The sequence below is a fragment of the Agromyces mediolanus genome, from assembly GCF_014648575.1.
Taxonomy (GTDB): domain Bacteria; phylum Actinomycetota; class Actinomycetes; order Actinomycetales; family Microbacteriaceae; genus Agromyces; species Agromyces mediolanus.
The window spans coordinates 107463-134309 of sequence record NZ_BMRJ01000003.1 but is presented as its reverse complement, the minus strand read 5'-3'; the positions used below and the strand labels follow the sequence as shown (position 1 = coordinate 134309).

Here is a 26847-nt window from a genome sequence, read left to right as displayed (position 1 = left end):
TCGGCCGGGTTCGCTACGGTGGCAGCATGAGCCGCCGGATGCCCCGCACCGCCGCCGCCCTCGTGGCCGGCCTCCTCGCCGGTGCCGGGCTCGCGCTCGCCGGCGCCCCGCTCGCGTTCGCGGAGCCGGGCGGCTCGGCGGCCCCCGCGGCCGCGCTCGGCCCGGCCGCGCTCGCCCCCGCCCCGCCGGCCGGCGTGTCCGTGCTGCCCACCGGCACCGACGACTTCGTCTTCGACTCCTTCGACGCCGTGTACGAGCTCGGCACCGACGCGGACGGCCGATCCGTGCTCGACACCACCGAGACGCTCGTCGCGGTGTTCCCCGAGTTCGACCAGAACCGCGGCATCCGCCGGGCCATCCCGCTCTCCTACGACGGCCACCCGGTCGACCTCGAGGTGCGCTCCGTGACCGACGAGAACGGCACGCCGCGCGCCTACTCGACCGAGCCGGACGACGACGACGAGTTCCTCCTCGTCTCCATCGCGGGCGACGAGTATGTGCACGGCCGGCAGAGCTACGTCATCGAGTACCGCCAGCACAACGTGACCCACGTGCCCGACGACCGGCCGATCGACGAGTTCTACTGGGACGTGAACGGCACGGGCTGGGCGCAGCCCTTCGGACGGGTGAGCGCCGAGGTGCGGCTCTCCGGGGCCGCGGCCGCGGGATTCACGCGGGAGGGCGCCTGCTATCAGGGCCCGTCCGGCTCCGCCACGCCGTGCACCGCGCTCGAGCTCGGCGACGAAGGGGCCCTCGCGACGGCCGAGGGGCTCGGGCCGTACGAGAACCTCACCGTCGCGCTCGCCTTCGAGCCCGGCACCTTCGTGCCGCGCGACGACGCCTTCACCTCCTCGCCGGCGGCGCTCGCCGGGGCCGGGGGAGCCCTCCTCGCCCTCGGCGCGGCGGGCGCGGCCATCGTCGCCCGGGCCACGCGGTGGCGGGATCATCCGGGACGCGGCACGATCATCGCCCAGTACGAGCCGCCGCCCGGGCTGAGCGTGATGGAGGCCGCGGAGCTCGTCGGACAGCCGGGCAAGGGCGTCACCGCGACGATCCTGCAGCTCGCGGTGCAGCATCGGCTCCGAGTCGTCGAGCTCGGCCCGAAGCGCTTCGCGGTCGAGTACGGGGGCGGCGAAGGGCCGGATCCGGATGCCGACCGGCTGCTGCGCGAGCTCTTCGCCACGAGCGGCCGGCGGGAGCTGAAGCAGCAGGACACCGCGCTCGGCAAGAAGCTGCTCGCGCTGCGCAGCGCCGTGCGCAGCCGGGTCGTGACCGAGGGGCTCCGCCGCACGCCGGCCGTCGGGCCGCGACTGCTGCTCGGCCTGCTCGCCCTGCTCGGCGGCATCGTCGCCGTCGTCTTCGGCATCGTGGCCCTCGACCAGGCGATGGGCGGCGGCTGGCCGGTGCTCGGCCTCGTGCTCGGCATCCTCGCGGTGCTCGCCGCGGCGTTCGCGGTGATCGACGTGCGGCCGCTGACCGAGCCGGGACGCGCGGCGAAGGATCACCTCGAGGGACTCAGGGTCTACCTCCGGCTCGCCGAGGCCGACCGCATCCGCATGCTGCAGAGCCCGGAGGGCGCGCTGCGCACCGGCGGCCCCGAAGCCGTGCTGAAGCTGCACGAGAAGCTCCTGCCGTACGCGGTGCTCTTCGGCATCGAGCGGGAGTGGAGCCGGGTGCTCGCCGCCGAGTACGCGGAGCGCGGCGCCCAGCCCGACTGGTACGCGGGACGCGGGCCGTTCGATGCGCTCGCGTTCAGCGCCGGGGTCTCGGCGTTCTCGACGACCGCCTCGAGCTCGTGGTCGGGCTCGAGCTCCAGCTCCTCCTCGAGCGGGTCCGGCGGCGGCGGCGCCTCGGGCGGCGGCGGGGGCGGCGGCGGAGGCGGCGGACTGTGAGCCCGGCCGCGGGCGGCGCGGGAGCGCTGCGGTGATCCCCGAGTGGATCGCCCCGGGGGTCGCCGGCCTGCTCGCCGGCGGCGCCCTCCTCGTCGGCGCGCTCGTGGCCTGGTACGTCGACGTCCCGAAGCGGATCGTCGCCGGCATCATGGCGTTCGGCGCCGGGGTGCTCGTCTCCGCGCTCGCCTTCGATCTCGTGCTCGAGGCGCAGGAGCAGGGCGGGCTCTGGCCGACGGTGCTCGGCTTCGCCGGCGGCGCGGTCGTCTACGTCGTGCTCAACCAGCTCCTCGACCGGCTCGATCAGCGCAACCGGCCCGGCAGCGGCGAGGACCCGGGCACCGGCACCGGCATCGCGGTCGGCGCGCTCCTCGACGGCATCCCCGAGTCCGCGGTGCTCGGGCTCAGCATGGTCGGCGGGTCGGGCGTCAGCGTGCCCGTCTTCGTCGCCATCCTCATCTCCAACCTGCCGGAGGGGCTGTCGAGCACCGCCGAGTTGAAGACCGCCGGCCGCAGCCGCCGCTACGTGCTGCTGCTGTGGTCCGGCATCGCGATCGCGAGCGCCGTCTCGGCGATCGCCGGCTTCATGCTGCTCGACGGGGCGAGCGGTGAGACGACCGCCATCGTCACCGCGATCGCGGCGGGCGCCATCCTGGCGATGATCTGCGACACGATGATCCCCGAGGCGTTCCGCACGGCGCACGCCGCGACCGGCCTGCTCGCGACCGCCGGCTTCCTGCTCAGCTACACCGTGCACGTGCTCGGCGGCTGAGCGCCGCGCCGATCCGCGCGAACTCGCCTGTTCGGCGCGATTCCCGCTAGAATGGCGGGTGCGCCGGGCGATTCCGCTCAGGGGCAGGCGGTGCGATCCGCGCCAGCCGTCCCAGATGCCGCCCTGCAGTCGACGATCGACACCGCGCAGTCCGCGGTTCCGGTCGTGCGGCATCCGTCAGCCGGGGGCCGCGAGGGGGAGTCGTCGTTCCGAACGGGCCGACGCTCGGCGCGACGGCCAAGAGACCGGAGGACCATGGCCCAGACCAGGCAGCGCTCCCGCACGCGCTCCCGCGACGACGACGCGCCCATCATCCCGATCCTCGCGCGCAAGGTGCGCGAGGTCGAGCAGAAGGCGCAGAAGAACAAGCTCGGCCCGACCAATCGGACCAAGTTCCAGGTGATCGCCCTGCTCATGCGCGAGGAGCGCACCCGCGTGAAGGCCGATGCCGAGCTCAGCGACGCCCAGCGCGCCGAGCTGCTGAAGCGCCTCGACGGCATCGCGCAGATCCTCGCGAAGACCGCGGCGCGCGACACCAGCCTCATCACCCTGCTCGAACCGGATGCCTCGATCTCCACGGTCGCGCAGCGCTTCCGCCGCGACTGGCTGCTCGAGTCCGGCGCCGAGCTCAGCGCCGACGAGCTCATCATCACGCGCGAGCCGGAGCCCGCGCCGATGCTCGCCGAGAACCAGGTCGTGCCGCGCTCCGTGAAGTCGCGGCAGCTCGCGAGCCCGTTCCTCGCACCCGACTTCTCGCGGCAGCCGCAGGCCGCCGTCCCGGCCCGGCGGCTCGCGAACTGGGAGCTGCTGAGCCCGCTGTTCAAGGCCTTCGAGCTCGGCTCGGGCGGCCAGTCGGCCACGATGCCGCTGCCCGAGGCGCCGAAGATCGACCGGGTCACCCCGCGCGGCCTCGAGCTCATGAAGCACCAGGCCCGCTTCGTGGAGGCGGCCCGGCTCGGCCACCGCACCTTCCTGCTCGCCGACGAGCCCGGCCTCGGCAAGACGGCGCAGTCCGTGCTCGCGGCCTCCGTCGCCGACGCCTACCCGCTGCTCGCGGTGGTGCCGAACGTCGTGAAGATGAACTGGGCGCGCGAGGTCGAGCGCTGGACGCCGCAGCGGCGAGCCACGGTCATCCACGGCGACGGCCAGAGCGTCGACGCCTTCGCCGACGTCGTCGTCGTGAACTACGACGTGCTCGACCGGCACATGTCGTGGCTGTCGACCCTCGGCTTCCGCGGCATGGTCGTGGACGAGGCGCACTTCATCAAGAACCTCGGTTCGCAGCGCTCCAAGAACGTGCTCGCCCTCGCCGAGCGCATCCGTCGCAGCGCCCCGGGCGGCGACCCGCTGCTGCTCGCCCTCACCGGGACGCCGCTCATCAACGACGTCGACGACTTCCGGGCGATCTGGCAGTTCCTCGGCTGGATCGACGGCGACAAGCCGGCCCCGCAGCTCCTCGCCGAGCTCGAGCGCATCGGGCTCACGCCCGCCGACCATGGCTTCTACGCCGAGGCGCGCCGCGCGGTCATCGACCTCGGGATCGTCCGCCGCCGCAAGGTAGACGTCGCCGCGGACCTGCCCGCCAAGCGCATCGCCGACCTCCCGGTGGAGCTCGACGACGAGCTGGGCCGCTCCGTGCGGGCCGCCGAGCGCGAGCTCGGCAACCGGCTCGTGCAGCGCTTCCGGGCGCTCGTCGAGGCGCGCGACCTCCGCGTGGGCGACCTCGACGAGGACACCCGCGACCAGTTCGTCCGCGCGGTCGCGAGCGCCGAGCTCGAGGAGTCGAAGCAGGCGAAGTCCGGCGAGAACGTCTTCACGATGGTGCGCCGCATCGGCCAGGCGAAGGCCGGGCTCGCGGCGGACTACGCCGCCCAGCTCGCCCGCTCGGTCGGCAAGGTCGTCTTCTTCGCGAAGCACATCGACGTCATGGACCAGGCCGAGGCGGCGTTCGCGGCGCGCGAGATCCGCACCGTCTCGCTGCGCGGCGACCAGACGGCGCTCGCCCGCCAGGCCGCGATCGACGCGTTCAACTCGGACCCCGAGGTGCACGTCGCGGTCTGCTCGCTCACGGCGGCCGGCGTCGGCGTCAACCTGCAGGCGGCCTCGAACGTCGTGCTCGCCGAGCTCAGCTGGACGAGCGCCGAGCAGACGCAGGCGATCGACCGCGTGCACCGCATCGGTCAGGACGAGCCGGTCACCGCGTGGCGGATCATCGCCGCGCACACGATCGACGCCCGCATCGCCGAGCTCATCGACCAGAAGCAGGGCCTCGCCGCCCGCGCCCTCGACGGCCAGGACGTCGAGCCGGGCTCGGCGGACTCGGTGCAGCTCGACGCGCTCCAGCACCTCCTGCGGCAGGCGCTCGACGGCGCGCTCTGAGGCGATCCGCGCACGACGGGGCCGGGGCGACGCCCCGGCCCCGTCGGCGTCTCCGGACGGCTCCGGCGACCGTATAGACTCCGATTCGACCCCGCCGACGTGGTCATGCACCCTTCCCGCCTTCCCACTTCCCCAGGAGACGTGCACCTATGAAGATCGGCCTGCTCACTTCAGGCGGCGACTGCCCCGGCCTCAACGCGGTCATCCGCGGCGCCGTGCTGAAAGGCGTCATCTCCCACGACACCGAGTTCGTCGGCTTCCGCTGGGGCTGGCGCGGCGTCGTGGAGCGCGACATCGTGCCCATCACTCGGCACGACGTGCGCGGCCTCGCCCGCCAGGGCGGCACCATCCTGCACTCCAGCCGCACCAACCCCTTCGAGGGCGAGCTCGGCGGCCCCGAGAACATCCAGCGCACCCTCGACGAGCACGGCATCGACGCCATCATCGCGATCGGCGGCGAGGGCACGCTCACGGCCGCCCGCCGGCTCTACGACGAGGGCGGCATCAAGGTCGTCGGCGTGCCGAAGACGATCGACAACGACCTCGCCGCGACCGACTACTCCTTCGGCTTCGACACCGCCGTCGAGATCGCCACCGAGGCCATCGACCGGCTCCGCACCACGGCCGACTCGCACGGCCGCTGCATGGTGCTCGAGGTCATGGGCCGGCACGTCGGCTGGATCGCGCTGCACTCCGGCATGGCGGGTGGCGCCCACGCCATCCTCATCCCCGAGCAGCCGCAGTCGATCGAGCAGATCTGCGAGTGGGTGGAGTCGGTGCGCTCGCGCGGCCGCGCCCCGCTCGTCGTCGTCGCCGAGGGCTTCACCCTGCCCGGCATGGACGAGCCGCACTCGCACAAGGGCCTCGACGCCTTCAACCGGCCGCGCCTCGGTGGCATCGCCGACGTGCTCGCCCCGATGATCGAGGAGCGTACGGGCATCGAGTCCCGCGCGACCGTGCTCGGCCACATCCAGCGCGGCGGTGAGCCGAGCGCCTACGACCGGGTGCTCGCGACCCGGCTCGGCATGGCCGCCGTCGAGGCCGTCTACGACGAGGCCTGGGGCTCCATGGTGACGCTCCGCGGCACCGACATCCGCACGGTCTCGATCGCGGAGGCGACCGGCAGCCTGAACACGGTGCCGCAGTCGCGCTACGACGAGGCCAGGATCCTCTTCGGCTGAGGGGCGGGCCCGCCGGATGCGGCACCCAGAGGTGTGCGTCTGCTACCTGCTGCGCGAGCGGGAGGGGCGGCTCGAGGTGCTGCTCGGGCGCAAGAAGCACGGCCTCGGCGAGGGACGGCTCGTCGCGCCCGGCGGCAAGCTCGAGGCGGGAGAGTCCCCGGCCGCCGCGTGCGTCCGCGAGGTCGCCGAGGAGGTCGGCCTCGACCTCGACCAGGCCGACCTCGAGGCGCGGGGCGTGATCGACTACCGCTTCCCGAGCCGGGAGTCGTGGAGCCAGCGCTCGCACGTCTTCGTCTGCCGCCGGTGGCGGGGCGAAGCGAGCGGCTCCGACGAGCTCGACCCCGAGTGGTTCCCGGTCGACGAGGTGCCGCTCGAGCGCATGTGGGACGACGCCTCGCGCTGGCTCCCGGGCGTGCTCGCGGGCGGCCGGGTGGAGCGCTCCTTCGTCTTCGGCGACGATCTCGCGACCGTGGTGGAACCGGGCCCGTCCGTCGCGTAGGATCGACGGGTGCGCGGGCTCCCCGGAGGCCGCAAGCGATACCCCATGAACTTCTGGTGAACGTCTTCACCGATCACAAGAGGCAGCGTCCACTACAGAAAGGCGCCGGTGGATCTCACCCTCATCGTCGTGCTGGTCATCGCACTGGCGCTCTTCTTCGACTTCACCAACGGCTTCCACGACACGGCGAACGCCATGGCGACGCCCATCGCCACCGGCGCGCTCCGGCCCAAGGCCGCCGTCACGCTCGCCGCGATCCTGAACCTCGTCGGCGCGTTCCTCTCCACCGAGGTCGCGAAGACCATCTCGGGCGGCATCATCCGCGAGGGCGACGGCGGCGTGCTGATCACCCCCGAGCTCGTGTTCGCGGGCCTCATCGGCGCCGTGGTCTGGAACATGATCACCTGGCTGCTCGGGCTCCCGTCCTCGTCGAGCCACGCCCTGTTCGGCGGCCTCATCGGCGCGGCGATCGTGGGCGCCGGCCTCGGCGCGATCGACTTCCCGGTCGTCGTGTCCAAGGTCATCCTGCCGGCGCTCCTGGCGCCGCTCACCGCGGGGCTCGTGGCCTACGCCGCCACGAAGCTCGCCTACGCGATCACCCGGCGCTACGACGGCAAGCCCGACGGCCGCGACGGGTTCCGCTACGCGCAGATCTTCTCGTCCTCGCTCGTCGCGCTCGCGCACGGCACGAACGACGCGCAGAAGACCATGGGCGTCATCACGCTCACGCTCGTCGCCGCGAACCTGCAGTCGCCCGGCAGCGACGTGCAGTGGTGGGTCATCGTCACCTGCGCCGTCGCGATCGCGCTCGGCACGTACATGGGCGGCTGGCGCATCATCAAGACGCTCGGCACCGGCCTCACCGACGTGAAGCCCGCGCAGGGCTTCGCCGCCGAGACGGCGACCGCCGCGACGATCCTCGCCTCGAGCCACGTCGGCTTCGCGCTCTCGACGACGCAGGTCGCCTCGGGCTCGGTCATCGGCTCGGGCCTCGGCCGGCGGGGGTCGAAGGTGCGCTGGCGCACGGCCGGTCGCATCGGCGTCGGCTGGCTGCTGACGCTGCCCGCCGCGGGCGCCGTCGGCGCGCTCGCCGCGCTCGTCGCCCACCTGGGCGTCGGCGGCGTCATCATCGACGCGGTCGTCGGCGTCGTCGTGATCATCGGCATCTTCATGTGGTCCCGGCGCAGCGAGGTCTCCCACCACAACGTGGTCTCCGAGGTCGCCGACTCCGGTCGCGCCGTCAAGATCAAGCGCAACCCGAAGCCCAAGCGGAAGGCGAAGAAGTGATCGACTGGCTCGACTTCCTCCTCGTGCTCGTCTCCGCGCTCGTCGGGGCCTGCGTCGTCGTGAGCGCCTACGCGCTCGGCATCCGCCTGCTCACCCTGTCCGGTCGCACCCCGCTCGTCACGCCCGCCGAGTTCACCGACGCGATCACCATCGTCACGCCCGCCGAGATCAAGGCCGCAGCGAAGCGCGCCGCGAAGGCGGCCAAGAAGAGTCCGCTCACGGAAGGCCAGAAGCGGCTCGCGCTCATCGGAGCGTGGGGGTGCTTCGCGCTGAGCGCGATCGCCGTGCTCGTCGGGATCTACCTGATCCTCGGCGAGCACCTCACGCGGCTCGTCGGCGGGGCCTGACGCCCGAGTCGCTGCTCCACCCTTCGGATTCCCCACCTCCGAGCGCGAGCTCGGCGACCCCACAGAAGGCGCAGCCAATGACGACCACGACCCCGACTGCTGACACCCCGCAGCAGACCCCCAAGAACGCGTTCGACCGCTTCTTCGAGATCACCGCCCGCGGCTCCTCCGTCGGCACCGAGATCCGAGGCGGCATCGTCACCTTCGTGACGATGGCCTACATCGTGATCCTGAACCCGATCATCCTGTCCTCCGGCGTCGACGTCGACGGCGACCAGCTCGGCTTCGCCCAGCTCTCGGCGGTCACGGGCCTCACCGCGGGCGTGATGACGATCCTCTTCGGCGTCGTCGCGCGGCTGCCGTTCGGCTTCGCCGCGGGCCTCGGCATCAACTCCTTCCTCGCGGTCTCCGTCGTGGGGCAGGTCACCTGGCCCCAGGCGATGGGCCTCGTCGTCGTGAACGGCCTCATCATCGTGCTGCTCGCGGCCACCGGCCTGCGCCGCATGATCTTCAACGCGGTGCCGATCCAGCTGAAGCTCGCGATCACGGTCGGCATCGGCCTGTTCATCGCCTTCATCGGCTTCGTCGACGCCGGCTTCGTGACCGCCACGGGCGTCGCCTCGCCGCCGGTCGGCCTCGGCGCCGGCGGCTCGGTCGCCACCGTGCCGAGCCTCGTCTTCATCCTCACCCTCCTCATCACGGGCGTGCTCGTGGCGCGCAAGGTGAAGGGCGGCATCCTCATCGGCCTCGTCTCCGGCACCGTGCTCGCGGTCGTCATCGAGGCGATCTGGAACCTCGGCCCGAAGATCGCGAACGGCGAGCTCGTGAACCCGAACGGCTGGGGCCTGTCGGTGCCGGAGCTCTCCGGCTCGCCCGTGAGCCTGCCCGACCTCTCGCTCGTCGGCCAGGTCTCCTTCGGCTCCTTCGAGCGCATCGGCGTGCTCGCCGCGCTCATGCTCGTCTTCACCCTCGTCTTCACGAACTTCTTCGACGCGATGGGCACCATGACGGGCCTGTCCAAGGAGGCCGGTCTCGCCGACGAGCGCGGCGACTTCCCGCGCATCAAGTCGGCCCTCGTCGTCGAGGGCGTCGGCGCCGTCGCGGGCGGCTTCACCTCGGGCTCCTCGAACACGGTCTTCATCGAGTCGGGCGCCGGCATCGGCGAGGGGGCCCGCACGGGCTTCGCGAACGTCGTGACGGGCGTGCTGTTCCTGCTCGCGATGTTCTTCACACCGCTCGTGTCGATCGTGCCGACCGAGGTCGCGGCGGCCGCGCTCGTCATCGTCGGCGCGCTGATGATGTCGCAGATCCGGTACATCGACTTCAGCGACTTCTCGGTGCTGCTGCCGGTGTTCCTCGCGGTCACCGTCATGCCGCTCACCTACTCGATCGCGAACGGCATCGGCGCGGGCTTCATCGCCTGGGTCGTGGTGCGCTCGCTCGGCGGCAAGGCGCGCGAGATCAGCCCGCTGCTGTGGATCGTCGCGGCCGGCTTCCTGCTCTACTTCGCCCGCGGCCCGGTGGAGGCGCTGTTCGCCTGATCGACCCCGGAACGACGGATGCCCCGGGCAGCACTGCTGCCCGGGGCATCCGTCGTTCGAGCGGGCCTACGCCGTGCCGCGCGCCTTCCCGATGGCGTTCATCGCGTGGTACACGACGATCGCGGCGACGGTGCCGAGGGCGATGCCGTTGAAGACCACGGAGCCGAACTCGATCGTGAAGTTCGCGATGCCGATGATGAGCGCCGTCGCGGCCGTGAACTGGTTCACCGGGCGCGAGAAGTCGACCTTGTTGTCGACCCAGATCTTCACGCCGATGATGCCGATGAGGCCGTACAGCGCGACCGTGGCCCCGCCGAGCACGCCGGCGGGGATCGTGTTCACGAGCGCGCCGAACTTCGGCGAGAGGCCGAGCAGGATCGCGACGAAGCCGGCCACCCAGTAGGCGGCCGTCGAGTAGACGCGCGTCGCGGCCATGACGCCGATGTTCTCGCCGTAGGTCGTCGTGCCCGAGCCGCCGAAGAAGCCCGCGATGGTGGTCGCGACGCCGTCGGCGAAGAGCGCGCGGCCCGTCTGCCGGTTGACGGAGGGGTCGGTCATCTGCGCGACGCCGCGCACGTGGCCCACGTTCTCGGCGATGAGCACGAGCACGATCGGCAGGAACGCGGGCAGCAGGCCCCAGAGCGCGGCATCCGCGAAGGGGTTGCCGGCGAGGTGGAACTCGGGCAGCCCCAGCCAGGCGGCCTGCTGGATCGCCTCGAAGTCGACCTGGCCCTGCAGCACGGCCGCGATGTAGCCGACGAGCACGCCGATGAGGATCGAGATCCGGCCGAGGATGCCGCGGAACAGCACGGTCGTGAGCAGCACCGCCGCGAGCGTGATGAGCGCGGTGAGCGGCGCCTGGTCGAAGTTGGACTTCGCCGCCGGGGCGAGGTTCAGACCGATGAGCGCGACGATCGCACCCGCGACGACCGGCGGCATGAGCACGTCGATCCAGCCGGTGCCCGTCCAGATCACGAGCGCGCCGATGAGGGCGAGCATCACGCCGACGGCGACGATGCCGAAGAGCGCGGCCCCCATCGGGTCGGCGGCCTGCTCGGAGGCGAGCGCGGCGGTGACCGGGGCGATGAACGCGAAGGAGGAGCCGAGGTAGCTCGGCAGCCGGTTCTGGGTGATCAGCAGGAAGAGGATCGTGCCGATGCCGGAGAACAGCACCGTCGTCGCCGGCGGGAACCCGGTGAGCAGGGGCACGAGGAAGGTGGCGCCGAACATGGCGACGACGTGCTGCGCGCCGAGGCCGATGGTGCGCGGCCAGCTCAGGCGTTCGCCGGGGGCGACGACCTCGCCCGGGGCGACGGTCTTGCCGTCGCCGTGAAGGGTCCAGGGGAGTGCCATGGGGCTCCGTTTCGCGTGGTGGGGGTGCCCGTCATCGCGGATCGCGCGGCGGGCCGGGGCTGGAGCGGCGCGGTCGGGACCGTGCGCTGCATCGGAGCATAGCGAAGCGGAGGGGCCCCTGTCGCGACTTCGAGCGGAGAAGCGACGACGTGGCGAGGACGGGCTGCCGCGCGGGCCGTGCTCAGCGGTCGAGCAGCTGCTGCTGACTCGGCCGACCGTCGGCCGCGCCGGCCATGGGCCAGTGCGACAGCGCGCGCTCGGCGAGCGCGGTAATAGTGAGCGAGGGGTTCACCCCGGGGTTCGCGGGCACGGCTGCGCCGTCGACGACGGAGAGCCCCGGATGGCCCCACACCCGGTGGTAGGCGTCGACGACGCCGTCGGCGGGCGACGCCGAGATCGTGGCGCCGCCGAGGAAGTGCGCCGTCAGCGGGATGCCGAACACCTCCGGCCACGAGCCGCGCGCCTCGGCGGGCACGCCGCCCTCCACGGCCATCCGGGCCGCGATGGCTTCGGCGGCACGGTGCGCCTCCGGCAGATGGCTCGGGTTCGGCTCGCCGTGCCCCTGCTCGCTCGTGAGGCGAAGCCGGCCGAAGCGGCGGCGCAACGAGAGGGTCAGCGAGTTGTCGGCCGTCTGCATGACGAGGGCGATGATGCCGCGCTCGCTCCAGCGGCGCAGCGAGGCGAGCCGGAGCTGACGCGCCGGTGAGCGCAGCACGAGCCGCACGACCCGGCCGAAGCGGCGGGCGAGCGGGAGCTCGCCCGGCACCAGCACGGTGGCCAGGGCGCCCATCAGGTTCGAACCGGGCCCGTACCGCACGTTCTCGACGTGGGTGCGGTCGTCGACGTGGAAGGAGGTCGTGATGGCGACGCCGCGGGCGAGGCCGAGCGACTCGGGCACCGCGGTGGCCACGGCCCCGTCGAGCGCCTCCGAGTTCGTGCGGGTGAGCCGGCCGAGCGCGTCGGAGACGGCCGGCAGCGCGCCGGAGCGCTTCATCCGGTGCAGGAGCTGCTGCGTGCCCCAGGTGCCGGCGGCGAGCACGACCCGCTCCGCGGTGACGGTGCGCTCGCCGCGGCGCAGGCGGCCGTCGGTGCGGCGGGTGGTGACGGCGAAGCCGCCGCCCGCCAGCTCGCGCACCTCGGTGACGGTGCGCAGCGGCTCGATGGCGACGCCGCGGCGCTCGGCGAGCGCGAGGTAGTTCTTCACGAGCGTGTTCTTCGCGCCGACCCGGCAGCCGACCATGCAGTTGCCGCAGAGCGTGCATCCGGTGCGCTCGGGCCCCTCGCCGCCGAAGAAGGGGTCGGCCGTGCGCTCGCCGGGGCGGCCGAACCAGACGCCGACCGGCGCGTGCCGGAACGTGTCGCCGACGCCGAGGTCCTCCGCCGCGCCCGCCATGATCCGTTCGACGGGGCCGCGGTGCGGATACCGCTCGACGACGCCGAGCATGCGCTTGGCCGTCGCGTAGTGCGGGGCGAGCTCGCCCGCCCAGTCCGCGAGGCCCTCCCACTGCGGGTCGGCGAAGAAGCCGGGTCCGGGTTCGTAGAGGGTGTTCGCGTAGTTCAGCGAGCCGCCGCCGACCCCGGCGCCCGCGAGGATCATCACGTGGGGCAGACGGTGGATGCGCTGCACGCCGTAGCAGCCGAGCGCGGGCGCCCAGAGGTAGCGGCGCAGGTTCCAGCTCGTCTTCGCGAAGTCCTCGTCGGCGAAGCGCCGGCCGGCTTCGTAGACCCGGACGCGGTAGCCCTTCTCGGCCAGCCGCAGCGCCGCGACCGAGCCGCCGAAGCCCGAGCCGACGATGACGACGTCCTCGTCGAAGCCGGTGGCCGCGTTCATGCCGGGCCGCCCGCCGCGTGCGCCGCGTCGGCGGCCGACGGCCGGCCCTGGGCGTGCGGCACCATGATGCGCAGCGCGCCCGCCCGCGAGACGATCTCGCAGGCACCGCTGCCGACGCGCTCGCCGTCGGCGTAGACGGTGAGTCCAGGGGCCGAGACCCGCACCTCGCGGGCGCGCCGGTGGGTCACCTCGGGGCGGTGGTCGTGCCGGCCGCGCAGCAGCAGCGGAAAGAGCCGCACGAGCCGCAGCCGCGTGAGCGGGGCGACGTGCACGACGTCGAGCAGCCCGTCGTCGGGGAGCGCGCCCACGCAGACGGGCATCCCGCCGCCGTAGCTCTCGGTGTTGCCGACCGCGACGAGCGTGCCGGGCGCGCGGAGCTCGTCCTCGTCCTCGATCCGGATGGTGAAGTCCATGGGGCGCAGCCGCACGAGCTCGATCGCGAGGGCCAGGTAGTAGCGGAGCGCGCCGTGCGGCCAGCGCAGCCGGTTCGTGCGGTCGCTGACCTTCGCGTCGAAGCCGAGGGCGGCGACGGTGAGGAAGGGGGTCGTCCGGCCGGCGCTGCGCACCTCGCCGACGTCGATGACCCGGGCGGTGCCGGTGAGGGCGAGCGCCGCGGCCGCCGCCGCGTCGTCACGGGGGAGTCCGAGCGCGCGGGCGAGGTCGTTGCCGGTGCCCGCGGGCACGAGCACGATCGGCACGGACGCGCGGAGGAGGGGCTCGAGGATCCCGGAGAGGGTGCCGTCCCCGCCGACGACCACGAGCGCGGTCGGGGCGCCATCGAGTGCCCGCGCCGCGAGCGCGGCGGTCTCGGCGGCCGAGCCCCCCTCGTAGCTGCGCACCTCGACGCCGTGCGCGCGGAGTCCGGCGATGGCCGAGGCGGCGGCGGCGCGTCCGCGCCCCTTTCCGGCGAACGGATTGGCCAGCACCGCGATGTGCCCGCCCACCGTCATCCCTCCCGGCTTGGTGCGGACGCGGGGTGCGCGGCCGGCTCGGCCGCGATGACCGCGCCGGGGTTCAGGATCGCGCGCGGGTCGAGTTCGCGCTTGATGGCCCGGAGGATGCGGATGCCGGTCTCGCCGATCTCGCTCGGCAGCCACGGGGCGTGGTCCCGGCCGACGGCGTGGTGGTGGCTGATGGTGCCGCCGGCGGCGAGGATGGCGTCGTTCACCTCGGCCTTCACCCGCTCCCAGACTCCGAGCGGCTCCTCGCGGATCCCCGCGAGGACGGTGAAGTAGAGCGAGGCGCCGGTGGGATAGATGTGCGAGACGTGGCACATGACGTACGACTTCGCGCCGGCTGCGCCGAGGCCGTCGCGGAGGGTGCGCTCGACGGCCTCGCGCAGCGCCGGCAGCTTCGACCAGGTGGTGGCCGTCTCGAGCGTCTCGCAGAACACGCCGGCGTCGAGGAGCGCGTCGCGCAGGTAGGGGCCGTCGAAGCGGCCGGCGAGCCAGTCGGCGGCGGCGCCCGCGCCGGAGGAGGTGCCGGCCGCGGCGCGCAGCAGCTCCGAGGTGCGCGCCCGGCGCTCCTCGATGCCGTCGCCCTCGTAGACCGTGACGGCGCTCGCGCCTTTCGCGAGCGCCTTGCCGAGCTTGCCGAGCTGTGCGAGGCTCACGGCGGTCTCCGCCTCGTCGGAGAGGCGGATGACGGTGGGCCCGCCGCCGTGCTGGGCGACCCGGCGGAGCCCCTCGGCGCCCGCCGCGAAGTCGGGGAAGGTCCAGGCCTCGAAGACGCGCTCGCGAGGCACCGGGTGCACGCGCAGCCGGACCTCGGTGATGACGCCGAAGATGCCCTCCGAGCCGAGGAACACCCGGACGAGATCGGGGCCGGCGGCGGAGCCGGGGGAGCGGCCGAGCTCGAGCTCGCCGGTGGGGGTGGCGACCCGGAGTCCCGTGACCATGGTGTCGAAGCGGCCGTAGCCGGCCGAGTTCTGCCCGGAGGAGCGGGCCGCGGCGAAGCCGCCGATGGTCGCGTAGCGGAAGCTCTGCGGGTAGTGGCCGAGCTCGAAGCCGTGCGCGGCGAGCAGCGCCTCCGCCTCGGGGCCGGTCGTGCCGGCGCCGAGGACGGCCTCGCCGCTGAGCTCGTCGAGCGCGAGGAGGCCAGTGAGCCGGCGGAGGTCGAGGCTCACGACGGCGTGGTGGGCGCCGCGTTCGGGATCGAGGGCGCCGACGACGCTCGTGCCGCCGCCGAAGGGGATGACCGCGATGCCGCGGGCGTGCGCAAGCTCGAGGCAGGCGAGCACCTCGCCGTGATCGGCGGGACGCACGACGGCGTCGGGCGCGAGCTGCTCCGGCGCTCTGCGACGGAGCAGGTCGGGCGTGGATCGGCCGCCGGCGTGCCGGAGCCGCGCCTCGGCGGAGAGCTCGACGTGCGCCTCGCCGACGACGGCGCGGAGCGCGTCGAGCTCCTCGGCGGTGAGCGCGGGCGGCGCAACGCGCACGGCGTCGAGCTCCGCGGCCGGCGCCGGTCGCCGCACCCGGCCGAGCAGGAGCGGCAGGAGCGTGCGCACGGCGAGGGGCAGGTCTTTCGCCTTGGCCGGGTCGCCCCAGCCGTTCCACCGCATCGGCGGGTCCGCGTCGACCCTGTCGCGTGCATCGCTCATGCATTACAGTGTGACAGATCATGGAAGAACGTCAAGCAGTGCTGCCGCCCTTCGGCGCCGAGCTCCCCGAGTGGGACGCCACGCAGTCGCGCGTGCTCGACGCCGCGGACGAGCTCATCCGCCGCCGCGGCGTCGGCGGGGTGACCATCGCCGAGCTCTCGCGCCGTTCGGGCCTCAGCCGCCCGACCGTCTACCGCAGCTGGAGCGACGCCGACGACGTGGTCCGTTCAGCGCTGCTGCGCCGCGTCATCCGCATCCTCGCCTCCTTCGAGACCCCCGCGAGCACGCGCGCGGGCCTCGTCGACGACGTGCTGCGCTTCTCCGCCCGCTTCCGCAGCGACGCGGTCTACGGGCGGCTGCTCGACGACGAGCCGGAGGCCTTCACGCGCTACACCCTGCAGCGGGTCGGCTCGAGCCAGCGGATGATCCTCGCCTGGCTCGCCACGGCGATCGCGGCCGCGCAGGAGGACGGCTCGGTGCGCCAGGGGGCGCCGCAGGAGATCGCGGTCATGCTGCTGCTCATCGCCCAGTCGGCGGTGCTCTCGCACGGCACCGTGACCGAGCTCATCGACGAGGAGGCCTGGGAGCGCGAGCTCCGAGCGGCGCTCGACGGGCACCTGCGGCCATGACGGGCACCGACGCGCTCGACGCCACCCGCCGCGGGCGGGAGATGGAGCGCGCCGCCGCCGAGACAGCGGACCTGCTCGTCGTCGGCGGCGGCATCACCGGGGCCGGAGTCGCGCTCGACGCGGCCTCGCGGGGGCTCCGCGTCGTGCTCGTCGAGGCCCAGGACCTCGCCTTCGGCACGAGCCGGTGGAGCTCCAAGCTCGTGCACGGCGGCCTCCGCTACCTCGCCACCGGCGACGTCGCGACCGCCAGGGAGAGCGCCGCCGAGCGCCACCTGCTGATGACCTCGATCGCGCCGCACCTCATCCGCCCGCTGCCGCAACTGCTCCCGTTCCTGCCGGGCGTCTCGCTCCGTCAGCGCGCCGCCGGGGCCGTCGGCATGGGCCTCGGCGATCTGCTCCGCGTGCAGGCGCGCACCCCGCGGGCGGTGCTGCCGCCGCCCCGGCCGGTCACGGCCGGCACGGCGCGGCGGCTCGTGCCGGCGCTCGAGGGGCGGGGGCTCCGCGGCGGCATGCTCTCGTACGACGGGCAGCTCGTCGACGACGCGAAGCTCGTCGTCACCGTCGCCCGAACCGCGGCCGCGCACGGGGCGTGGATCCTCACCCGCGTCCGCGCGCTCCGGCTCCGCGCCGACGGGGCCGAGGTGGCGGACGTGCTGAGCGGGGAGCGCTTCGAGCTCCGCGCGCGGGCCGTCGTGAACGCGACGGGCGTCTGGGCCGGCGGCCTCGACGGCGGCATCGCCGTTCGGCCGAGCCGCGGCACGCACCTCGTGCTCGACGGCGCGCTCCTCGGCCAGCCGTCGGCGGCGCTGACGATCCCGCACGAGGGCTCGATCAGCCGCTACGTGTTCGCCCTGCCGCAGCGCTCCGGCCGCGTCGTCGTCGGCCTCACCGACGAGGAGGCCCCGGGGCCGGTGCCGGACGTGCCGGAGCCGAGCGAGGCCGAGATCGCCTTCCTCCTCGCGAGCCTGAACCGGGTCGTCGAGACCCCGGTGCGACGCGAGCAGCTGCTCGGTGCGTTCGCCGGGCTGCGGCCGCTCATCGACAGCGGGGCCGACCGCACGGCCGACCTCTCGCGCCGCCACCTCGTCGCGGTGTCCGACGCGGGCTTCGTCTCCGTGCTCGGCGGCAAGCTCACCACGTACCGGCGGATGGCGGAGGACGCCGTCGACCTCGCGCTCGCGACCCGGACCATCGCGGCGCCGCCGAGCCGCACCGCCGGACTGCGGCTCGTCGGGATCGACGACGCCCTCGCCCGCACCCGTCTGAGCGAGCCGGCCGTGCCGATCGCCGAGGGCGTCGCCGTGCGCCGCGCCGACGTCGAGTACGCCGTGCGCGTCGAGGGCGCGCTCACCGCCGACGATGTGCTCGACCGGCGCACCAGGATCGGCTTCGTCGCCGCCGACCGCGCGCGCTGCCTGCCCGTCGTCGAGCAGCTCGTCGCCGAGGTGCTCGCCGAGGGGTGAACCCGTTCGGCCCGTTCGGGGTGCTCGGGGTCCGGAATCGGGGGATATCCCCATACCGACGCCGCGGCGCGATCCGTAGCGTTGGAGCCATGACCACCACCATCGATCCCACCGTCACTCCCGTCCACCCGGCGGGCGGGGCCCAGCAGCCCGCCCCGGCGCAGCCCCGGGCGGCCGAGACGAACGGCTTCTCGATCGCGAGCCTCGTGCTCGGGCTCGTGTCGATCGTCGCCGGCTTCACCTTCCTGGTGCCGATCGGCGGTCTCGTACTCGGCATCGTCGGCCTCCAGCGCGAGCCGGCGTCGCGCACGATGGCCATCTGGGGCGTCGTGCTCAACACGGTGATGCTCGTCGGCACCGTGCTCGTCGGCTTCGGCATGCTCGCCTTCGGCGCGCTCACGCTGCCGTTCCTGCCCTTCTTCGCGACCGCTTTCTGACGCTCGCATCGCGAACGGGGCGCGCCGTCGGGCGCGCCCCGTTCCGCGTCGCCTGCGGTCAGCCGTAGAAGCCGCGCAGCAGCGCCTCGGTGCCGATGAGGTGCTCGGCCATCGCCTGCGCCGCCTCCTCCGGGCTGCCCTTCAGGATCGCCGCCACGATCGCGCCGTGCTGCTCGTCGGAGTGCGCGATGTTCGGCGCGAGCAGCGGGATGCCGTCGAGCAGCTCGTTGATGCGCATCCGCACCTCGGCGACGAGCGGGGTCACCGACTCCGCCCCCACCACCTCGGCGATGACGAGGTGGAGGCGGGAGTCCGCGACCCGGTAGCCCGCCTCATCGGCCTGCCCGCAGGCGAGGTGCGCCTGCCAGAGGCGTTCCCGGTCGGCGGCGCTCAGCTCGCTCTCGGCCGCCCGCCGGGCGACGCCGACCTCGACCACGGCGCGCAGCGCCAGGGTGTCGTCGAGGCTCCGCCGCTCGATCGGTCGGGGCACGCCCGGCCCGGGTTCGGGCAGCGGATCGGAGACGAAGGTGCCGCCGTAGCGGCCGCGCCGCGCGACGACCCAGCCGGCGTCCGCGAGCGAGCCGATCGCCTCGCGGAGGGTGTCCCGGCTGACCTCGAGGGTCGCCGCGAGTTCGCGCTCGGCCGGCAGCCGCTCGCCCGGGGCGATGAGCCCGAGCCGGATCGTCTGCAGCAGCCGCTGCACGGTCTCCTCGAAGGCGTTCGCCGGCCGGGCGGGTCGCAGCAGCAGCCCGGCGTCCAGCACGCCCGGCTGCTCCGCTCCCCGCTCGTCCATGCTTCCGAGCCTAGAGGGGCGTGACGTAGGCGGCGCTGATGCCGCCGTCGACGAGGAAGGTCGACCCCGTGATGAACGAGGCGTCGTCGCTCGCGAGGAACGCGACGGCCGCGGCGAGCTCCTCGGGGTTCGCGAAGCGCCCGACCGGCACGTGCACGAGCCGGCGCTGCGCCCGCTCGGGGTCCTTCGCGAAGAGCTCCTGCAGCAACGGTGTGTTGACCGGGCCCGGGCAGAGCGCGTTGACCCGGATGCCCTGGCGCGCGAACTGCACGCCGAGCTCACGGCTCATCGCGAGCACGCCGCCCTTCGACGCGGTGTAGGAGATCTGCGAGGTGGCCGAGCCCAGCACCGCGACGAAGGAGGCGGTGTTGATGATCGAGCCGCGGCCCTGCGCGACCATGTGCCGCAGCGCCGCCCGCGAGCACAGGTACACGCTCTTCAGGTTGACGTCCTGCACCTTCTGCCACGCCGGCAGCTCGGTCGTCTCGATGGAGTCGTCGTCGGGCGGCGAGATGCCCGCGTTGTTGAAGGCGATGTCCACGGAGCCGTAGACGCGGGCGGCCTCGTCGAAGAGGTGGTCGACCTGCGCCTCCTCGGTGACGTCGAGCTGCACGAAGAGGCCGTCGACCTCGCTCGCCGCGGCCGCGCCGCTCCTCGGGTCGAGGTCGCCGATGACGACCTTCGCGCCCTCCGCCGCGAGGCGGCGCGCGGTGGCGAGGCCGATGCCGGAGGCGCCGCCGGTGATGACGGCGACGCGGCCGGCGAGGCGCTGGGTGAGGTCGAGCGGGGTGACGGTCATGGTGCTCCCTGGGTTGCGGTGGTCGAATCGGGGCGATGCGTGATGGGCCGGCTCAGTCGACGGCGATGAAGACGTTCTTCGTCTCGGTGAAGGCGGCGGGCGCGTCGGGGCCGAGCTCGCGGCCGAGCCCGGACTGCTTGAAGCCGCCGAACGGGGTCGAGTAGCGCACGGAGGAGTGCGAGTTCACGGAGAGGTTGCCGGACTCGATGCCGCGCGCGACGCGGATGCCGCGGCCGATGTCCCGCGTCCAGATCGAGCCGGACAGGCCGAAGCGGCCGGCGTTGGCGAACGCGACGGCATCCGCCTCGTCGTCGAAGGGGAAGACCGACACGACCGGGCCGAAGATCTCCTCGGTCGCGGTGCGGGCGTCGCGAGCGGGGGTGAGCACCGTCGGCGGGAACCAGAACCCCGGGCCCTCGGGCGCGCTCCCGCGGAACGCGACGTCGCGGTCGTCGGGCACAAACTCCCGGACCCGCTCGCGGTGCGCCGCCGCGACGAGGGGCCCCATCTCGGTGGCCTCGTCGCGCGGGTCGCCGACCTTCACTCCCTGGACGGCGGGTTCGAGCAGCTCCATGAAGCGCTCGTACACGCTCCGTTCGACGAGGATGCGGCTGCGGGCGCAGCAGTCCTGGCCGGCGTTCTCGAACACGCCGTACGGCGCGGTGGCCGCGGCGCGCTCGAGGTCGGCGTCGGCGAAGACGAGGTTCGCGCTCTTGCCGCCGAGCTCGAGCGTGACCCGCTTCACCTGCGCCGCGCAGCCGGCCATGATGCGCTGACCGACCTCGGTGGAGCCCGTGAAGACGACCTTCCGCACCGTCTCGTTCGTGACGAAGCGCTCGCCCACCACCGAGCCCCGGCCCGGGATCACCTGGAACAGGCCCTCCGGCAGCCCGGACTCGAGCGCGAGCTCGGCGAGCCGGAGGCTCGTGAGCGGCGTCCACTCGGCGGGCTTCAGCACCACCGCGTTGCCGGCGGCGAGCGCCGGTGCGAAGCCCCAGGAGGCGATCGTCATGGGGAAGTTCCACGGCGTGATGACGCCGACGACGCCGAGCGGCTCCTGGAAGGTGACGTCCAGGCCACCCGCGACCGGGATCTGCCGCCCGAACAGCCGCTCGGGGGCGGCCGAGTAGTACTCGAGCACGTCGCGGACGTGGCCCGCCTCCCAGCGGGCCTGGCCGATCGGATGCCCCGAGTTGCGCACCTCGATCGCCGCGAGTTCCTCGACAGCGCCGTCGACGGCCTCGGCGAAGCGGCGGAGCGCCCGCGCCCGGTCGGCGGGCGCCGCGGCGGCCCACTCGCGCTGCGCCACGGCGGCCGCGGCGATCGCGGCATCCGTCTGCTCGACGTCGGCGCCTTCGACGGTGGTGACGAGCTCCTCGTCGGCGGGGTTCACGATGGTGTGCGTCATGGCGCGGTCCTCTCGGGGGCGACGGATGCGGCGGATGCGGGAACCGAGGCCGCGGGCGGCGCTGCGGCGGCCCGCTCGCGCGCGACCCGGTGCGCCCGGGCGGCCTCGACGAGCCCGGCGAACAGCCGGCGGTCGCGGGCGTTCTCCTCCGGGTGCCACTGCACGGCGACGCCGAACGGGGCGGTGGGCAGCTCGACGGCCTCGATGACCCCGTCATCGCTGCGCGCGGTGACGACGAGGCCGTCGGCGACCCGGTCGAGCGCCTGGTGGTGGTAGACGTGCACAGGCAGGGCGTCCGTCTCGCCGACGAGCCCCGCGAGGCGCGAGCCCGGGGCGACGCGCACCGTCGTCTCGCCGAACACGGCGGGCGCCGGCTGGTAGGCCTCGGAGCCGACGACGTCGGGCAGGTGCTGGTGCAGGGTGCCGCCGAGGGCGACGTTCAGCATCTGGGCGCCGCGGCAGATGCCGAGGAAGGGCACGCCGTCGTCGATCGCGGCGGTGAGCAGGGCGTCCTCCCAATCGTCGCGGTCGCCCCTGGGCGCACCCGTGCGCTCGTGGGCGGGCTGCCCGTAGCGGGCCGGGTCGACGTCGGCGCCGCCGGCGACGATCAGCCCGTCGAGCGAGGCGAGCACCCGGCGCGCGAGCGGCGCGTCCACGGGTTGGGGCGGCAGCAGCACGGCGATGCCGCCCGCGTCCGTGACGGCGTCGAGGTAGACCTTCGGCAGGAAGGACGCCGGCACGTCCCAGACCCCGGTCCGGGCCTGCTCCAGGTAGGTGGTGATGCCGATGACGGGCGCGTCCGCGCTCGCCGCGGGAGGGCGCTGCGGCTCAGAGTCGTTCGAAGCCACGAACCCGCTCCCAGTCCGTCACGGCCGCGTCGTAGGCGGCGATCTCGACCCGCGCATTGTTGAGATAGTGCTCGACGACCTCGTCGCCGAAGGCCTCGCGCGCGATCGTCGAGTCCGCGAAGAGCTCGGCGGCCTCGCGGAGGGTCGCCGGGACCCGCGCGACATCTGACTCGTAGGCGTTGCCGGCGAAGAGCTCGTCGGGCTCGAGCTCCTGCTCGATGCCGTGCAGGCCGGCGGCGATGAGCGCGGCGACCGCGAGGTACTGGTTGACATCGCCGCCCGGCACCCGGTTCTCGACGCGCATGCCGTGGCCGTGGCCGACGACGCGGAGCGCGCAGGTGCGGTTGTCGAGTCCCCAGGCGATCGCGGTCGGCGCGAAGCTGCCGGCGACGTAGCGCTTGTAGGAGTTGATGTTCGGCGCCGAGAAGAGGGTGAGCTCGCGCATGGCGGCGAGCTGCCCGGCCAGGAAGTGCCGGAACAGCTTGGACATGCCGTGCGGGGCGGACCCGTCGGCGAAGACCGCCTCGCCGTCGGCGCCGCGGAGCGAGATGTGGATGTGGCAGCTGTTGCCCTCGCGCTCGTCGTACTTCGCCATGAAGGTGAGCGCCTTGCCGTGCCGGTCGGCGATCTCCTTCGCGCCGTTCTTGTAGAGCGAGTGGTTGTCGCAGGTGGTGAGCGCGTCGGCGTAGCGGAACGCGATCTCCTGCTGGCCGAAGTTGCACTCGCCCTTCACACCCTCGCAGTACATGCCGGCGCCCTCCATCGAGCGGCGGATGTCGTGCAGGAGCGGTTCCATGCGGGTGGAGGCGAGCAGGGCGTAGTCGATGTTGTAATCGCTCGCCGCCGTGAGCTCGCGATAGCCCTTGCGCCAGGCCTCGCGGTACGAGTCGTCGAAGACGATGAACTCGAGCTCGGTGCCGACGAAGGCGGTGAGGCCGCGCTCGGCGAGGCGCTCGAGCTGGCGCTGCAGGATGCGTCGGGGCGACGGCTCGACGGGGGAGTCGTCGAGCCAGCGGAGGTCGGCGGTGACGATCGCGGTCTGCGACAGCCAGGGCGCCATCCGCAGCGTCGCGAAGTCCGGGATGAGCGCCATGTCGCCGTAGCCGCGCTCCCAGCTCGACATCGCGTAGCCGTCGACGGTGTTCATCTCCACGTCGACCGCGAGCAGGTAGTTGCACGCCTCGACGCCGTGCGCGGCGGCGTCCTCCAGGAAGAGCCGGGCCGAGACCCGCTTGCCGACGAGCCGCCCCTGCATGTCGGTGAACGAGACGATGACCGTGTCGACGTGGTCGTCGGCGATCGCCTGGCGCAGCTGCTCGAGCGTGAGGGGTCCCGTGGGTGCCGACATTCGATGCTCCTCCTCGAGTGGAATGGTCGGTTGTGGCGACCATTACATCACGAGTGCGCGCCGCTGGGAATGGATGCCTCGCGCTCGATCTGGATGTTTCCGAGAGATTTCTTCGCGAAAGGTCTGTACGGCCGACCATTGACGCCCCTATCATCGTGGCCAATACACCGCACCCCCGCGCTCGCCCCCGAACGGCGCGCGCCATGAATGCAAGGGAGCACCATGGCCAAGGACACGCTCAAGGTGTCGGGCGTCACGTACTCGACGGCCGACGAGGGGTACTTCGAGAAGCGCAGGCTCAAGCGTTCGGCGGGCGTCTGGGGGCTCTGGGGCCTCGCGGTCGCCGCCGTCATCTCCGGCGACTTCTCGGGGTGGAACTTCGGCATCGACTTCGCCGGCTTCGGCGGCATGCTGATCGCCTTCGCCGTGCTCATCGTCATGTACTACGGCCTGATCTTCTCCATCGGCGAGATGAGCTCCGCGATGCCGCACACGGGCGGCGCCTACTCCTTCTCGCGGGCGGCGATGGGCCCCTGGGGCGGCTTCATCACGGGCCTCGCCGAGACCATCGAGTACGTCGCCACCACGGCGGTGATCGTCTACTTCTCGGCCGCGTACGCCGACGGCATCACGAGCGAGCTGCTCGGCTTCTCGATGCCGGCGCCGATCTGGTGGGCCATCCTCTACCTCGCGTTCATCGCGCTCAACGCGGCCGGGGCGAGCATCTCCTTCAAGTTCGCGATCGTCGTGTCGATCATCTCGATCGCGATCATCCTCGTGTTCTCGGCCATGGCGCTGTTCTCCGGCCAGTTCTCCTGGGACGCGCTCTGGGACATCGCGCCCGACGCCGGCCAGACGGCGTTCCTGCCGCACGGCGTGCTGCCGATCCTCTTCGCGCTGCCGTTCGCGATGTGGTTCTTCCTCGGCATCGAGGAGCTCCCGCTCGCCGCGGAGGAGTCGCACAACCCGGTCCGCGACATCCCGCGCGCCGGGCTCATCGCCCGCGCGACCCTCATCATCACCGGCCTGCTCGTGCTGTTCCTCAACACGGGCGTCATCGGCGCCGAGGCGACAGGCACCGCGGGCGAGCCGCTGCTCGACGGCTTCCGGGCGATCGTCGGCGACGGCGCGGCCGCCGTGCTCGCGCTCTTCGCCCTCGTCGGCCTGCTCGCCTCGCTGCAGGGGATCATGTTCGCCTACGGCCGCAACATGTACTCGCTGTCCCGTGCGGGCTACTACCCGAAGTTCCTCTCGCTCACCGGATCGCGGCAGACCCCGTGGGTGGCGCTCGTCGCCGGGGCGGTCATCGGCTTCGTGGCGCTCAACATCGTGGACCTCGCGGGCGGTGCCGGCGGTGTCGCCGGTGCGATCGTGCTGAACATCGCCGTGTGGGGCGCGGTGCTCGCCTATCTCATGCAGATGGTCGCCTTCGTGCTGCTGCGCCGCAAGTTCCCGAACGCGAGCCGCCCGTACCGCAGCCCCTGGGGCGTGCCGGGCGCCATCGCCGCGGCCGTCATCGCCGGGCTCATCTTCGTCGGCTTCCTGCTGAACCCGACCTTCGTGCCCGCGATCATCGCGATCGCGGTCGTGTACCTCGTGATGCTCATCGGCTTCGGCGTCTGGGGCCGGCACCGCCTGGTGCTCTCCCCGGAGGAGGAGTACGCGGTGTCCGGCGGCCTGCACGGCGACCCGCAGGCCGAGGGCTACGGCGGCACGGTCGAGGAGGAGCTGCTCGCGAGCGACGGCGTGGACGAGCCCGCCGAGGGGCGGGCGCCGGGCGGACCGGGCGGTGCGGCCCCGCTCGGCTGAGCGGGCGACGGATCCCGGTGCGGGGGTGCCGGGAGGAGCCGAGCGGCGGGGCGCGGGGGGCGCTCCGCCGCTCGGCGCTTCGGGCTAGGCTCGGGGGAGGCGCGGAACCGCGCCGGTACCACCCGCCGGGCGATCCCCGGCGGCCGAGGCGATGGAGCCAGCGTGTCGATCTCCGCACACCCGACCCACGAGCGCCGCCTGGAGGCGAACATGATCGGACCCGACGTCCCCACCCGAGTCGAGCGGGACTCGCTCGGCGAAGGCCACGTGCCCATCGACGCCTACTGGGGCGTGCATACGCTCCGCGCCCTCGAGAACTTCCCGATCACGAAGCGCCCCATCTCGGTCTACCCGGAGCTCGTCGTCGCCCTCGCCTCCGTCAAGCAGGCGGCCGCCCGGGCGAACCGCGAGCTCGGCGTGCTCACCGAGCAGAAGGCCGCCTGGATCGACGAGGCCTGCCAGCGCATCATCGACGGCGAGCTGCACGACCAGTTCGTCGTCGGCGTCATCCAGGGCGGCGCGGGCACCTCGACGAACATGAACGCGAACGAGGTCATCGCGAACTTCGCGCTCGAGATCGGCGGCTACGAGAAGGGGCGCTACGACGTCCTGCACCCGATCGACGACGTCAACCGCAGCCAGTCGACGAACGACACCTACCCGACCGCGGTGAAGCTCGCGATGGCGTTCTCGCTGCGCACGATGCTGACCGAGCTCGATCTGCTGCGCATCGCCTTCGGCAAGAAGGGGCGCGAGTTCCACGAGGTGCTGAAGGTCGGCCGCACGCAGCTGCAGGACGCCGTGCCGATGACGCTCGGGCAGGAGTTCCACGGCTTCGCGACCACGCTCGGCGAGGACGTCGACCGGCTCCGCGAGACCATCAAGCTGCTGTCCGAGGTGAACCTCGGCGCCACCGCGATCGGCACCGGCATCACCGCGGAGCCCGGCTACACCGCCGCCGTGGTCCGCACGCTGAGCGAGATCACCGGGCTCACGCTCGAATCGGCGCCCGACCTCATCGAGGCGACGAGCGACACCGGCGTCTTCATGACGTTCTCGAGCGCGCTGAAGCGCAGCGCCATCAAGCTCTCGAAGATCTGCAACGACCTGCGCCTGCTCTCCTCGGGCCCGCAGGCGGGCCTCGGCGAGATCAACCTGCCGCCGAAGCAGGCGGGCTCGTCGATCATGCCGGGCAAGGTCAACCCCGTCATCCCCGAGGCGGTCAGCCAGGTCGCGTACGCCGTCGCGGGCGCCGATCTCACGGTCACGATGGCGGCCGAGAGCGGGCAGCTGCAACTGAACGCCTTCGAGCCGGTCATCGCGCACTCGCTGCTGCAGTCGATCACCTGGATGCGTCAGGCCTGCTGGACGCTGCGGGTGAACTGCGTCGACGGCATCACCGCCAACACCGAGCGGCTCGAGCACATGGTCTCGACGAGCGTCGGCGTCATCACGGCACTCATCCCGTTCATCGGCTACACCGAGGCCGCGACGCTCGCGAAGCTGGCGCTCGCGACCGGTCGCCCCGTGGCCGACCTCGTCGTCGAGGCCGGGCTGATGAGCCGCGAAGACGTCGAGCGGCAGCTCTCGCCGTCGAAGCTCTCCGGCATCCGCCCGATCACGACGGCGATCCCG

The 26847-nt window shown here is 73.0% G+C and carries 22 protein-coding genes; 13 read left to right on the top strand and 9 right to left on the bottom strand.

What is annotated here, in order from left to right; all coding sequences use genetic code 11:
- Positions 1-26: 26 nt before the first annotated feature.
- From IEY71_RS14690 to IEY71_RS14655, 8 genes are all read left to right on the top strand, one after another.
- Positions 27-1892 carry a DUF2207 domain-containing protein gene (locus IEY71_RS14690; protein WP_229781774.1) on the top strand — a complete coding sequence of 622 codons (1866 nt, stop codon included), beginning with the start codon at positions 27-29 and terminating at the stop codon, positions 1890-1892.
- A 34-nt stretch (positions 1893-1926) separates the two neighbouring features.
- The gene (locus IEY71_RS14685) at positions 1927-2661 is read left to right on the top strand and encodes a ZIP family metal transporter (protein WP_189086202.1); all 735 of its coding nucleotides are present in this window, start codon (positions 1927-1929) and stop codon (positions 2659-2661) included.
- A 255-nt stretch (positions 2662-2916) separates the two neighbouring features.
- On the top strand, positions 2917-5040 hold the full coding sequence (locus IEY71_RS14680; RefSeq protein ID WP_189086110.1) for a DEAD/DEAH box helicase: 2124 nt from the start codon (positions 2917-2919) through the stop codon (positions 5038-5040).
- 149 nt (positions 5041-5189) lie between these two features.
- The gene (locus IEY71_RS14675) at positions 5190-6221 is read left to right on the top strand and encodes a 6-phosphofructokinase (RefSeq protein WP_189086109.1); all 1032 of its coding nucleotides are present in this window, start codon (positions 5190-5192) and stop codon (positions 6219-6221) included.
- A 16-nt stretch (positions 6222-6237) separates the two neighbouring features.
- On the top strand, positions 6238-6720 hold the full coding sequence (locus tag IEY71_RS14670; RefSeq protein WP_189086108.1) for an 8-oxo-dGTP diphosphatase: 483 nt from the start codon (positions 6238-6240) through the stop codon (positions 6718-6720).
- A gap of 108 nt (positions 6721-6828) precedes the next feature.
- Positions 6829-8007, top strand: coding sequence for an inorganic phosphate transporter (locus tag IEY71_RS14665; RefSeq protein ID WP_189086107.1), 1179 nt, complete (start codon positions 6829-6831; stop codon positions 8005-8007).
- Positions 8004-8354, top strand: a complete 351-nt coding sequence (locus IEY71_RS14660) for a peptidase (RefSeq protein WP_189086106.1) — start codon at positions 8004-8006, stop codon at positions 8352-8354. Before IEY71_RS14665 ends, IEY71_RS14660 begins: the two co-directional genes overlap by 4 nt.
- Before the next feature lie 77 nt (positions 8355-8431).
- Positions 8432-9895: an NCS2 family permease gene (locus IEY71_RS14655; protein WP_189086105.1), complete on the top strand. Its 1464-nt coding sequence runs from the start codon at positions 8432-8434 to the stop codon at positions 9893-9895.
- A 66-nt stretch (positions 9896-9961) separates the two neighbouring features.
- Here the strand turns inward: IEY71_RS14655 and IEY71_RS14650 are convergent, their stop codons facing one another.
- From IEY71_RS14650 to IEY71_RS14635, 4 genes are all read right to left on the bottom strand, one after another.
- Positions 9962-11248, bottom strand: a complete 1287-nt coding sequence (locus IEY71_RS14650) for a uracil-xanthine permease family protein (RefSeq protein ID WP_189086104.1) — start codon at positions 11246-11248, stop codon at positions 9962-9964.
- A 181-nt stretch (positions 11249-11429) separates the two neighbouring features.
- Positions 11430-13079: a GMC oxidoreductase gene (locus IEY71_RS14645; RefSeq protein WP_189086103.1), complete on the bottom strand. Its 1650-nt coding sequence runs from the start codon at positions 13077-13079 to the stop codon at positions 11430-11432.
- Entirely contained in the window at positions 13076-14023 is a 948-nt protein-coding gene (locus IEY71_RS14640) for a YegS/Rv2252/BmrU family lipid kinase (RefSeq protein WP_189086102.1), read from the bottom strand. The genes IEY71_RS14645 and IEY71_RS14640 overlap by 4 nt, the downstream gene beginning before the upstream one ends.
- A gap of 2 nt (positions 14024-14025) precedes the next feature.
- Positions 14026-15678, bottom strand: a complete 1653-nt coding sequence (locus IEY71_RS14635) for an FAD-binding oxidoreductase (RefSeq protein WP_229781773.1) — start codon at positions 15676-15678, stop codon at positions 14026-14028.
- A 20-nt stretch (positions 15679-15698) separates the two neighbouring features.
- Between IEY71_RS14635 and IEY71_RS14630 the strand changes: the two genes are divergently transcribed.
- The 3 genes from IEY71_RS14630 (at position 15699) to IEY71_RS14620 (ending at position 18207) form a co-directional block, all read left to right on the top strand.
- The gene (locus IEY71_RS14630) at positions 15699-16307 is read left to right on the top strand and encodes a TetR/AcrR family transcriptional regulator (protein WP_189086101.1); all 609 of its coding nucleotides are present in this window, start codon (positions 15699-15701) and stop codon (positions 16305-16307) included.
- Positions 16304-17770 carry a glycerol-3-phosphate dehydrogenase/oxidase gene (locus tag IEY71_RS14625; RefSeq protein ID WP_189086100.1) on the top strand — a complete coding sequence of 489 codons (1467 nt, stop codon included), beginning with the start codon at positions 16304-16306 and terminating at the stop codon, positions 17768-17770. The genes IEY71_RS14630 and IEY71_RS14625 overlap by 4 nt, the downstream gene beginning before the upstream one ends.
- 89 nt (positions 17771-17859) lie before the next feature.
- Positions 17860-18207 (top strand): DUF4190 domain-containing protein, encoded by a 348-nt coding sequence (locus IEY71_RS14620; RefSeq protein ID WP_229781772.1) that lies wholly within the window; start codon positions 17860-17862, stop codon positions 18205-18207.
- Between the two features lie 58 nt (positions 18208-18265).
- Here the strand turns inward: IEY71_RS14620 and IEY71_RS14615 are convergent, their stop codons facing one another.
- From IEY71_RS14615 to IEY71_RS14595, 5 genes are read right to left on the bottom strand one after another with little or no spacing between them, the layout of a single operon-like run.
- A complete protein-coding gene (locus tag IEY71_RS14615) occupies positions 18266-19000 on the bottom strand; it encodes a FadR/GntR family transcriptional regulator (protein ID WP_189086099.1) in 735 nt (244 codons plus the stop codon).
- A gap of 10 nt (positions 19001-19010) precedes the next feature.
- Positions 19011-19799 carry a 3-oxoacyl-ACP reductase gene (locus IEY71_RS14610; protein WP_189086098.1) on the bottom strand — a complete coding sequence of 263 codons (789 nt, stop codon included), beginning with the start codon at positions 19797-19799 and terminating at the stop codon, positions 19011-19013.
- A gap of 52 nt (positions 19800-19851) precedes the next feature.
- Positions 19852-21207, bottom strand: coding sequence for an aldehyde dehydrogenase family protein (locus IEY71_RS14605; RefSeq protein ID WP_189086097.1), 1356 nt, complete (start codon positions 21205-21207; stop codon positions 19852-19854).
- Positions 21204-22055 (bottom strand): gamma-glutamyl-gamma-aminobutyrate hydrolase family protein, encoded by an 852-nt coding sequence (locus IEY71_RS14600; protein ID WP_189086096.1) that lies wholly within the window; start codon positions 22053-22055, stop codon positions 21204-21206. The genes IEY71_RS14605 and IEY71_RS14600 overlap by 4 nt, the downstream gene beginning before the upstream one ends.
- Complete coding sequence (locus IEY71_RS14595) at positions 22036-23403, bottom strand: glutamine synthetase family protein (protein WP_189086095.1); 1368 nt, start codon at positions 23401-23403, stop codon at positions 22036-22038. The genes IEY71_RS14600 and IEY71_RS14595 overlap by 20 nt, the downstream gene beginning before the upstream one ends.
- Positions 23404-23625: 222 nt before the next feature.
- On the opposite strand from IEY71_RS14595, the gene IEY71_RS14590 reads away from it, so the two are divergent.
- Positions 23626-25212, top strand: a complete 1587-nt coding sequence (locus IEY71_RS14590) for an amino acid permease (protein ID WP_189086094.1) — start codon at positions 23626-23628, stop codon at positions 25210-25212.
- A gap of 210 nt (positions 25213-25422) precedes the next feature.
- Positions 25423-26847 (top strand): aspartate ammonia-lyase (locus tag IEY71_RS14585; RefSeq protein WP_189086198.1); only part of this gene is annotated, 1425 nt, incomplete at its 3' end.